This is a genomic window from Rhodococcus sp. EPR-134, from assembly GCF_001647205.1.
In the GTDB taxonomy this organism is placed as follows: domain Bacteria; phylum Actinomycetota; class Actinomycetes; order Mycobacteriales; family Mycobacteriaceae; genus Rhodococcus_F; species Rhodococcus_F qingshengii.
Genome location: NZ_LVCT01000275.1, coordinates 1 through 9,824 on the forward strand (window position 1 = coordinate 1; position 9,824 = coordinate 9,824).

A 9,824-nucleotide genomic window follows, 5' to 3' on the forward strand; every position below is an offset into this window, starting at 1 on the left:
GGCACTCGTCGACGAGGGTGTCTCGGAAGTAACCCTGCTCGGACAGAACGTCAATGCCTACGGCGTGTCGTTCGCCGATCCGGAGCAACCGCGCGATCGCGGAGCCTTCGCCTCCCTCTTGAAGGCATGTGGACACATCGACGGCCTCGAACGGGTGAGGTTCACATCGCCGCACCCGGCAGAATTCACCGACGACGTCATCGAAGCGATGGCAACCACTCCCAACGTCTGCCCGCAGCTGCACATGCCGTTGCAGTCCGGTTCGGACAAGGTTCTCAAAGCGATGAAGCGCTCGTACCGCAAGTCGAAGTACCTCGGGATCATCGAGAAGGTGCGCGCCGCCATGCCGCACGCCGCCATCACCACGGACATCATCGTCGGGTTCCCGGGGGAGACGGAGGAGGATTTCGAGGAGACGCTGGACGTCGTGCGTAAGGCGCGATTCTCCAACGCCTACACCTTCCAGTACTCCAAGCGCCCGGGCACGCCGGCGGCGGAGATGGCCGATCAGCTTCCCAAAGAGGTTGTCCAGGAACGCTACATGCGATTGCTCGCCGTTCAGGAAGAAGTGAACATCGAGGAAAATCGCAAGCTCGTCGGCACCGAGGTCGAACTCTTGGTGGCAGCGGGGGAGGGTCGGAAGAACGCGGCGACTCAACGTCTCAGTGGTCGCGCGCGAGACGGCCGCCTGGTGCATTTCCGCCCCGAGGGAAACCTCGACGGCACAATCCGACCCGGTGACGTGGTGACGGTCGTCGTCACCCACGGAGCCCCTCATCACCTCGTGGCAGATGACGGAGTGCTCACGCACCGTCGGACCCGCGCCGGTGATTCGTTCGAAAAGGGCATCACACCCAAGACCCCGCCCATCGGCGTAGGTCTCGGACTACCGAAGATCGGTGCCCCGGCCCCACAACCCGTCCAGATGGGATGCAACGCATGACCTCGCAACACGAGAACACGACACCACAGCCGGGCGACGACGCCTTCGAGGGCTACCGCAAGGATCTCGACGACGCGGAACGCAAGGTCGCGGGAGAAATCGATCCGGGTGTGCGCGCCATGGTTGTCGCGGTTGCGGTGCTCGTGCTGGTCGGCACCCTTGCCCTGCCCCATGCGGGAGTTGCGAACGGCTGGGATGTGCTCGCGTACAACCAGGACGCGGAAACCGAACGGATTGCACTGTTCTCACGCTTGTTCGTGTGGTTCGTCGTCATCTTCGGCATCGGATTCTCGATGCTCGCGCTGGTCACGCGGCGTTGGAGTCTGGCCTGGGTCGCACTCGCCGGCAGTGCCGTGGCGAGCGCTCTCGGCATGATGGCCGTCTGGTCGCGTCAGACCATTCCCGCCGGTTTCAATGTGGCAGGACCGTCGATCGGGCTGATCATCGGATGGTTTGCCGTCGTGTTCTTGACCTTCCATTGGCTCAAGGTGGTCTGGACACGAACCAACATTCAGCTCGCTGCCGAGGAGCAACGCCGGATTGCTGCGGCCGAAGCCGAGAAGCATCAGGAATGGAACGTCGGCTGACACAGCAGGCAGTCCGTCCAAAGCACAAGACAACGCCGGCTGACTCCTTTCGGAGTCAGCCGGCGTTTTTGTTGTCTTTACAGCTCGTCGTCGATTACTCGTTGACGGCGCTTTCGGCAGCTTCGGCCCACTCACGCCACTGCTTGGCCTGAGCGAGAGCCTTCTCGGCGTCCTTCGTCTTGCCGGCAGCCTGAGCCTTGGCGGCCTGCTCCTCGAACTGGCTCACCCGCTCCTTGAACTGCGCGACCCGGGCAAGTGCTTCCGGATCGGTGCGACGCCACTCGGCGTCGACCGCGTCGCGCACCTTGGTTTCGATGGCCCGGAGCTTCGCTTCGAGTTCCTGCATTCGGTCGCGCGGCACCTTGCCGATCGCGTCCCACTTCTCCTGCAGGTCGCGAAGCGCTGCACGAGCATTCTCGAGTCCGTGCGCCGGGTCGATGTTCGCGTTCGCAGCGAGCAGCTCTTCCTTCGCGACTGCGTTCTGCTCGAATTCGGCGTCGCGCTCGGATGCAGCAGCGTTGCGCGCGGCGAAGAACACGTCCTGAGCGCCCTTGAAGCGCTTCCACAGGTTGTCGTCGGCCTCGCGCGGTGCGCGGCCGGCAGCCTTCCACTCGCTGAGCAGATCGCGGAATTCCCCGGCGGTCTGTCCCCATTCAGTGGAGGTCGACAGCTTCTCGGCGCGCTCGACCAGTTCTTCCTTCGTCGAACGGGCGCTCGCACGATCCCGGTCGAGTTCGGCGAAGTGCGCTCCACGTCGTCGGTTGAAGGACTCGCGAGCCTTGGAGTACCGCTTCCACAGCGCGTCGTCGACCTTGCGGTCGATTCCGCGAATCGTCTTCCACTCGTCGAGAATCTCGCGCAGTCGATCACCCGCGGTCTTCCACTGGGTCGACTCCGAGCCGATCTGCTCGGCCTCGACTGCGAGGGCCTCCTTGCGGGCGGTGCTTGCCGCGCGCGACTGTTCCTTCTCTTCCTTCGCGTGCGCTGCGGCCTCGTCGGAACCGGCAACGATCACGTCGAGTCGGCGAGCCAAAGCGTCGAGGTCACCGATCACTGCAGCGGTCGAGAGGGATTCGGACAGAGCGATGGCGGCAGCCTTGGTCTTCTTGGCGTCTCCGGCGCCCGACGTCAGTCGCGCCTCGAGTAGCGAGACCTCGGTCGCGAGGTCGTCGTAGCGACGACCGAAATGGGCGAGGCCCTCGGTGGCGTCGCCGGCCTGCCACGAACCGATCTGACGTTCACCGTCAGCGGTCTTCACCCAGGCGGTTCCGTCTTCCTCGACGCGTCCGAACTTGCTCGGGTCGCTGGCCGGTGCGGCGGTGACGGCATGCGAGGCTGCTGGTCCGGGGCGAGGTGCTCCGGGGCGGGGCGCACCGGGGCGTGGTCCACCAGGTTTGGGAGCGCCGGGTTTGGGTGCTGCCGGGCTCGGGCTGGCCGAACTGCTGTCGGCGCCGGTGGTGGGTTCACTGTTCTCGGTCATCGGTCCTCGTCTCTGCCGCGCGTCACGGCTGCCTGATCGCATTCCTGGTTCCATTGAACCCGGTACTCACGTTCTCCGACTATTGAATCAGGTAAGAGGGTGTGAGGTCGCCACCTCGGGGTCGACTAGCGTGGCAACTGTGTTGACTTCCGCTGTTCTCGTCCCCTCGGCGCCGTTACTCGTGCCGGAATTGTCCGGTGATTCGGCCGAGTCCGCTCAGGTGCGTGCTGCAGCGACAACCGCCGTGAGCCGGCTCGCTCACGAGGCGGTGCACTGGGTGGGCGTCGGTGTCGGCCTAGAGAATGCAGAACCCGAGAAAGCAGCAGGCGAACTCTGGCGATCGGGCGTCGGACGTGGGCAGATCGGTACGTTCGCTGGATTCGGCGCCGATGTCCGGACGTCACTGGACGCGGATGCGGCAGGCGAACCGGTGCCATCTCTCGAACTGTGCGCCCTTGTTGCCGGCTGGTTGCGTGGCCGAACAGACGTGGAGATAACCGTCGACATGCACGTCGTCAGTGCAAAGGCGTCGGCGAATGAATGTCGTGAATTCGGGCAGCAGCTGCGCAAGCAACTCGACAGCGACAACCGACCGCAAGGGCTTCTGATCGTTGCTGACGGTGCGTCCACGCTGACGGCAAAGGCGCCAGGAAGCTTCGACGAGCGCGCCGCGGGTGTGCAGTCGGCCATCGACGACGCCCTGACGGCCGGTGACCCGGAGGCGCTGCTTGCTCTCGATCCGCGGCTCTGCCGCAGTGTCGGAGCCCAGGGGCGCGCGGCGTGGCAGGTCCTGGCCGGTGCCTTTACGGGCTCGTCTCGGTCGGCCCATCCTCGCGCGACGGTCGACTACAGCGATGCGCCGTTCGGCGTCGGTTACCACGTCGGGACGTGGCGGCCGTGAACGTCCCTGAAGAACTTCGCCCGATCGCAGTTGTCGGTCCGACAGCGTCGGGAAAGTCCGATCTCGCGCTGGCACTGGCCGAGGAATTCGGCGGTGAAATCATCAACATCGACGCGATGCAGCTCTATCGCGGCATGGATATCGGGACCGCCAAACTGACGCCGGCCGAGCGTCGCGGGATTCCGCATCACCTGCTCGACGTTCTCGACGTGAAGGAGACCGCCACCGTCGCGCGTTATCAAAGCGACGCGATCGCGATCGCCGAGAATCTGATCGTGGCGGGCAAGGTTCCGGTGATCGTCGGCGGATCCATGATGTACGTCCAGTCTCTACTCGACGAATGGTCCTTTCCGGCAACGGATCCCGAAGTTCGTGCGAAGTGGGAGGCAGTGCTGGCCGACGGTGGGGTCGGTGCGGTGCATACGGCGCTTGTTGCTGCTGATCCGGTAGCGGCGGCGTCGATACTGCCGACGGACGGCCGGCGGATGGTTCGGGCGCTCGAGGTCGTCGAGCTAACAGGTCTGCCGTTCGCGGCCTCGGCGCCGCAGATCGGTGACCCTCGATGGGGAACTCGCATTCTCGGCGTAGATCGGGATACGGAAGAACTCGACGCCCGGATTCGGTTGCGAACAGAGCTGATGTTTTCAGACGGACTTGTCGACGAAGTTGCCGTGCTCGTCGAGCAAGGATTGCGTGATGGCGTCACAGCGCCGCGAGCCATCGGCTACGCACAGGTGCTCGCACATTTCGACGGTGAATACGATCTGGCCGAAGCACTCGAACGGACGTTCATCGGGACGCGGCGCTACGTTCGCCGCCAACGATCATGGTTCCGTCGTGACGCACGCGTGCACTGGCTCGACGGTGCCGATCCGGAGCTGCCCAACTCCGCTTTCGCGGCGCTCGCAGATCGCGGTCTGTAACACGATCGAGCGGATCAGCTATCTTACAGTTAGCTATTTCGCGATCGATCGGTTTCGCGATCGACGGACTGGAGGACAACGAACATGGCGCAGACCGCGGCGCACGCGCATCCGAAACGTCGACGCGCGGGTCGGCTACCGCTGGTTCTTCTGCTCGTCACATTTCTCACGGTCGGCGGGGTACTGATCTACTTTGCGGTGAGTGCGGCCGGGAAGCCCATCAGCGCACCTGTTCCCGAAGCGCCCTTCGACGTGGGAGCCCCAACCGATCCAGGGGCGAGTTGGGCGCCTGCGCCAACGGATCTGCCGCCGAACACGCTCGCGATTCCCGATCTGGATGTGCGAGCCGACATCGTGACCAGTGGGTTCGGCGCCAACCGCGGAATGATCCTTCCGCATCCTGACAAGGTTTCGCATTTCACCAACGGCGTGCAGTTCGGATCTTCGGAGGGTACCAATCTTGTTGCCGGCCACGTCGACGACGGTGACCGCACGCACGGCGCCTTGTGGGCGCTGCACCAGATGAAGCCCGGAACACCGATCTATGTCAGTGACGACACCGGAACGATGTTCACCTATCACGCAGCGAGCCTGAAGTTGTACGAAAAGGTGGCTTTGCCTGCGGAGTTCTTCTCCGAATCCGGTGCGCCCAGGCTTGTCCTGGTGACCTGCGGGGGCGCGACGGTGCCGGATCCCTCGTTGCCGTCCGGCTTCACCTACGAACAGAACGTGGTGGTCACCGCGTCACCTGCGTAAGTCGCTCGGTAGGTCCGGATAGGATGGCGACCATGGATTTCAGTAAGGGCCACGGCACGCAGAACGACTTCGTCGTTCTCCCTGACCTCGACGTTCGGATCGATCTCGAGCCGGCGCGAGTTTCAGCGTTGTGTGATCGTCAGCGTGGCCTCGGCGCCGACGGCATCCTTCGTGTCGCCCGGGCAGGCGCACTTGCGGACGCGGGCGTGCTCGGTGCGCTGCCCGACGGCGTCGCTGCCGAAGACTGGTTCATGGACTACCGCAACAGCGACGGCTCCATCGCCGAGATGTGCGGAAACGGCGTTCGCGTATTCGCCCACTATCTCAAGGCCTCGGGCTTGGAGAGCAAGGACGAGTTCGTGGTCGGCAGCCGCGCCGGAGCACGTCCGGTCGTGGTGCACGGCTACGACGCCACACATGGTGACGTGACCGTGGCGATGGGCCCGATCAAGGACCTCGGCACCAGCTCGGCAACAATCGACGGCCGCGTCTTCGCCGGCGTCGGGATCGACGTCGGTAATCCGCATTTGGCGTGTGTCGACGAGCACGTGACGCCAGAAGTGTTGAGTTCGCTCGATTTGAGTGTTTCGCCGGGCTTCGATCCCGGGTTCTTCCCGCACGGCGTCAATATCGAGATCGTGACTCCGATCCACGACGGTGGGGTTCACATGCGCGTTCACGAGCGCGGTGTGGGCGAGACTCGTTCCTGCGGAACCGGAACGGTCGCAGCTGCGGCCGCGGCGCTGAGGTACGACGGCCGCGATGAAGGCTCGGTACTGGTGCGCGTGCTCGGCGGCGAGGTACAGGTCACCGTCGAAGGCGGCAAAGGGTCGTTGCGGGGGCCCTCGGTTCTGGTGGCGAGCGGAACGATCAGCGACGCGTGGTGGCAATCGCTTGTGTGATATCGCCCGCGGGAAATACGCCTGCAGGAAATACGGATGCACCGTGCCCAGGTTTCGTGGGACCATGGATCTTGTATGACGAACACACATGAAAACGAAGAGTCCACCGCTCACGAGCAGTCCGAGTACGCGCAAGCCGAATACACGGCAGCGTCCGCATCGGGCAACCCGTCGACCGGTGAGATGCAACTCGCAGATCGCGGCGCCCTGCGCCGCGTGGCCGGTCTGTCGACCGAGCTCGAGGACGTCACCGAAGTCGAGTACCGCCAGCTTCGACTCGAAAGAGTTGTCCTGGTCGGCGTCTGGACGCAGGGAACTGCCGAGCAGGCCGAGGCGAGCATGACCGAGTTGGCCGCACTTGCCGAGACGGCCGGCTCCGAGGTCCTCGAAGGACTGGTTCAGCGTCGCGACAAACCCGACGCTGCCACCTACATCGGTTCCGGCAAGGCGCAGGAACTGCGCGAAGTAGTCCTGGCGACCGGCGCCGACACCGTCGTCTGCGACGGTGAGCTGACGCCGGCGCAGCTCACGGCGCTGGAGAAGATCGTCAAGGTCAAGGTCATCGACCGGACGGCCCTCATTCTCGACATCTTTGCTCAGCACGCCACTTCGCGTGAGGGTAAGGCGCAGGTCGCTTTTGCTCAGATGGAGTACATGCTCCCGCGTCTGCGTGGTTGGGGCGAGTCGATGTCGCGCCAGGCCGGTGGCCGTGCCGGCAGTAACGGCGGTGTGGGTCTGCGTGGTCCCGGTGAAACGAAAATCGAGACGGACCGCCGTCGTATTCGTGAGCGCATGGCAAAACTACGCCGCGAGATCAAGGGCATGAAGGCCGCTCGCGACACCAAGCGCACACGTCGACTGCAGAGCGACATCCCGTCGATCGCCATCGTCGGATACACCAACGCGGGCAAATCGAGTCTGCTCAATTCGCTCACCGGATCGGGTGTGCTCGTGGAGAACGCGTTGTTCGCCACCTTGGACCCGACCACTCGCCGCGCAGCACTCGACGACGGCCGCGAGTACGTACTCACCGACACGGTCGGCTTCGTGCGACACCTTCCGACTCAGTTGGTCGAGGCATTCCGCTCGACTCTCGAGGAAGTGACCGACGCGGATCTGCTTCTGCACGTGGTCGACGGTTCGGATCCGTTGCCGACAGAACAGATCAAGGCTGTGCGGGAAGTCGTCACCGATGTTCTGCGCGAGACGGATTCGAAGGCTCCGCCGGAGTTGATCGTGGTCAACAAGATCGACGCGGCAGATCCGGTTACGTTGACGCAACTACGTGGTCTGTTGCCTGGTGCCGTGTTCGTCTCGGCGCGGACGGGTGAGGGAATCGCCGAACTAAGAGCACATCTCAGCGAGGTGCTGGTTCGGCCGGAGGTCGAGGTCGACGTGCTGGTGCCGTACACGCGCGGTGACTTGATGGCTCGAATCCACTCGGACGGAACGATTTTGGAATCGACTCACGAAGAGGCGGGAACGCGGGTGCACGCACGTGTGCCGCAGATGTTGGCCTCGGCATTGGTCGAGTACGCACCTAGTGCGTAGTTTCGGGGCCGTGGTCGCGGTGATTGCTGCGACTACGGCAACCGCACTGCTTCCCGGAGCGCTCGCACAGGCGTCGTCGTTCGAACCGAGCGAGTTCGCCCCACTCTGTACGCCTACCGATCCTGCGCTCCAGGAGTTGTCGGGGATGGTCGTCGTCGACGATCGGATCTACGCGATGGGCGACGGCGGCAGTGACGACTTCGTATTCGAAATGGACCTGAACTGTGTTGTCCAGAAACAGATTCCGGTCCCGATAGATCCTTACGACGTCGAAGATCTTGCGGTGAGTGGGCGAACGCTCGTTCTGTCGGACACCGGTGACAACCTCCGGACCCGCGAAACAGTGGCGTTCATCACGATGGACCTCGATTCCGGTGACGGTACGTTGCACCGCCTCACGTACCCGGACGGTGCGCACGACACCGAGTCGATACTGCTCGACCCCGACGGCCACGTTTTTGTCGTGACCAAGGAATTGTTCGGCGAAAGCAGTGTCTACACACCGGTCGGGGATCAGAAACTGAGTGACTTGGCGCAGCCCGGCCCGACGCCGCTCGAGCGCGTCGGAGCCGTGTCCCTCGGACCGGAGAAGCCCGTGTCGGTGATGTTCACCGGGGGAGCGGTGTCGTCGGACGGTTCGGCGATCGCACTTCGGAGTTACTCCGACCTGTACCTGTACGAAGTCGTGGACGGCGGAATCGGCGCGACGCTCACCGGTACCGAACCGCTGCGGATCCCGCTCCCGAAGGAGCCTCAGGGTGAGGCGGTGGCATTCAACGATGCGGGCGATGTTCTGATCGGTTCGGAATCTGCCGGCGGAGCGTTGCCTCCGGTGTACGTGATGCGAGCGCTCGTGGACGCGACAGAAGCGACGGCTGACTCGTCTGCCGGTTCGGTCGGTGTCGGGGTCGATCCGTGGACATTCGTGTGGGCCGGGTTGGTCGCGGCAGGATGTGCGATCGGGGGCGCGGCATTCGTGAGATTTCGACGACGCCGCTGATTCCCGATAATTCCACGAATTCGCAGACCGACGGTAGATGTGGATACTGGAACGAATGCACGGGCATCAACTCCTGACGCGGCTCTCGCGTATGTCACTCGAGCACGGACACATCACCGCAGCGCTGCTCGTGGGTTCCGTCATCGTCGGCGTCGGCACGTTGCTTCTGCTTCGGTGGTTGCCGCGTCGGGCCGCGTTGGTCGCGCTAGGTCTGTCAGTGCTCGGATCAGCCACCGGTGCGACGTTCGTGTGGCTCAGCTTTCGGCCGCTGCCCGCGCAGCTACCGGTGTCGAATTTTGTCTGGATAGCGCTGGCGATGTTCGGAGTCATCGGCGCCGCACTCGTTCTCCTTCGGCGCCCAGGGCTTGCGCGTGGCCTTTCGGTGACGGCATTCGCCGGGCTGGCCGCGATCGTCGCAGTGGGTCAGGTCAACGCGCAGACCGGCACCTATCCCACACTCGGCTCACTGGTCGGGCACTGGCCGGTGGGCTCGGTCGAGAACGTTGCCTTCGATTCGCTCCCCGGGGCCGAACCTTGGGTTCAACGGGGACTGCCCACCGAAACTCATTGGCAGGTTCCGGTGCGGATGCCGAGCAACGGTGTCGTGGCGGAAGCGGCGATTCCAGGAAACGTTTCGGGATTCGACGCGAGGCCTGCGACGCTGTATCTCCCGCCGGCCTATCTTGCCGATCCGCGTGCCGAGTTGCCCGTACTGGTGTTGGTGGCGGGTGAGCCCGGCAGCCCCAGCGACTGGCTGGACAGTGGCCGGCTCGCGACCACC

9 protein-coding genes and 1 pseudogene are annotated in these 9,824 nt (G+C 64.1%); 9 read left to right on the forward strand and 1 reads right to left on the reverse strand.

Annotation, left to right across the window (positions count from 1 at the left end; translation table 11 throughout):
* Both A2J01_RS12275 and A2J01_RS12280 read left to right on the forward strand, forming a co-directional pair.
* The coding region (locus A2J01_RS12275; protein WP_156519254.1) for a MiaB/RimO family radical SAM methylthiotransferase at positions 1-943 on the forward strand (943 nt) is incomplete at its 5' end.
* Positions 940-1,530 carry an Rv2732c family membrane protein gene (locus A2J01_RS12280; RefSeq protein ID WP_003942155.1) on the forward strand — a complete coding sequence of 197 codons (591 nt, stop codon included), beginning with the start codon at positions 940-942 and terminating at the stop codon, positions 1,528-1,530. The genes A2J01_RS12275 and A2J01_RS12280, both read left to right, overlap by 4 nt.
* 94 nt (positions 1,531-1,624) lie before the next feature.
* Here A2J01_RS12280 and A2J01_RS12285 read toward each other — a convergent pair whose 3' ends face one another.
* A complete protein-coding gene (locus A2J01_RS12285) occupies positions 1,625-3,010 on the reverse strand; it encodes a DUF349 domain-containing protein (protein ID WP_003942193.1) in 1,386 nt (461 codons plus the stop codon).
* A gap of 139 nt (positions 3,011-3,149) precedes the next feature.
* Here A2J01_RS12285 and A2J01_RS12290 point away from each other — a divergent pair, with 139 nt between their 5' ends.
* From A2J01_RS12290 to A2J01_RS12320, 7 genes and pseudogenes are all read left to right on the forward strand, one after another.
* Positions 3,150-3,911 carry a class III extradiol dioxygenase subunit B-like domain-containing protein gene (locus A2J01_RS12290; RefSeq protein ID WP_064112799.1) on the forward strand — a complete coding sequence of 254 codons (762 nt, stop codon included), beginning with the start codon at positions 3,150-3,152 and terminating at the stop codon, positions 3,909-3,911.
* Positions 3,899-4,834 (forward strand): tRNA (adenosine(37)-N6)-dimethylallyltransferase MiaA, encoded by a 936-nt coding sequence (miaA, locus tag A2J01_RS12295; RefSeq protein WP_042450669.1) that lies wholly within the window; start codon positions 3,899-3,901, stop codon positions 4,832-4,834. Before A2J01_RS12290 ends, miaA begins: the two co-directional genes overlap by 13 nt.
* 84 nt (positions 4,835-4,918) lie before the next feature.
* Complete coding sequence (locus A2J01_RS12300) at positions 4,919-5,590, forward strand: class F sortase (RefSeq protein ID WP_042450667.1); 672 nt, start codon at positions 4,919-4,921, stop codon at positions 5,588-5,590.
* A gap of 32 nt (positions 5,591-5,622) precedes the next feature.
* Positions 5,623-6,492 carry a diaminopimelate epimerase gene (gene dapF / locus A2J01_RS12305; protein ID WP_064112800.1) on the forward strand — a complete coding sequence of 290 codons (870 nt, stop codon included), beginning with the start codon at positions 5,623-5,625 and terminating at the stop codon, positions 6,490-6,492.
* Positions 6,493-6,567: 75 nt separating this feature from the next.
* A complete protein-coding gene (hflX, locus tag A2J01_RS12310; RefSeq protein WP_003942213.1) occupies positions 6,568-8,043 on the forward strand; it encodes a GTPase HflX in 1,476 nt (491 codons plus the stop codon).
* Positions 8,044-8,053: 10 nt separating this feature from the next.
* Positions 8,054-9,043: a hypothetical protein gene (locus A2J01_RS12315; RefSeq protein ID WP_231915774.1), complete on the forward strand. Its 990-nt coding sequence runs from the start codon at positions 8,054-8,056 to the stop codon at positions 9,041-9,043.
* 55 nt (positions 9,044-9,098) lie between these two features.
* Positions 9,099-9,824: pseudogene (locus A2J01_RS12320) on the forward strand (alpha/beta hydrolase); the annotation flags it as partial.

Excerpts from the sequence above, each read along its gene's own strand:
- A2J01_RS12280 (WP_003942155.1), top strand. The coding sequence starts at position 940 with ATGACCTCGCAACACGAGAACACGACACCACAGCCGGGCGACGACGCC.
- A2J01_RS12285 (WP_003942193.1), bottom strand. The coding sequence starts at position 3,010 with ATGACCGAGAACAGTGAACCCACCACCGGCGCCGACAGCAGTTCGGCC.
- A2J01_RS12300 (WP_042450667.1), top strand. The coding sequence starts at position 4,919 with ATGGCGCAGACCGCGGCGCACGCGCATCCGAAACGTCGACGCGCGGGT.
- dapF (WP_064112800.1), top strand. The coding sequence starts at position 5,623 with ATGGATTTCAGTAAGGGCCACGGCACGCAGAACGACTTCGTCGTTCTC.
- hflX (WP_003942213.1), top strand. The coding sequence starts at position 6,568 with ATGACGAACACACATGAAAACGAAGAGTCCACCGCTCACGAGCAGTCC.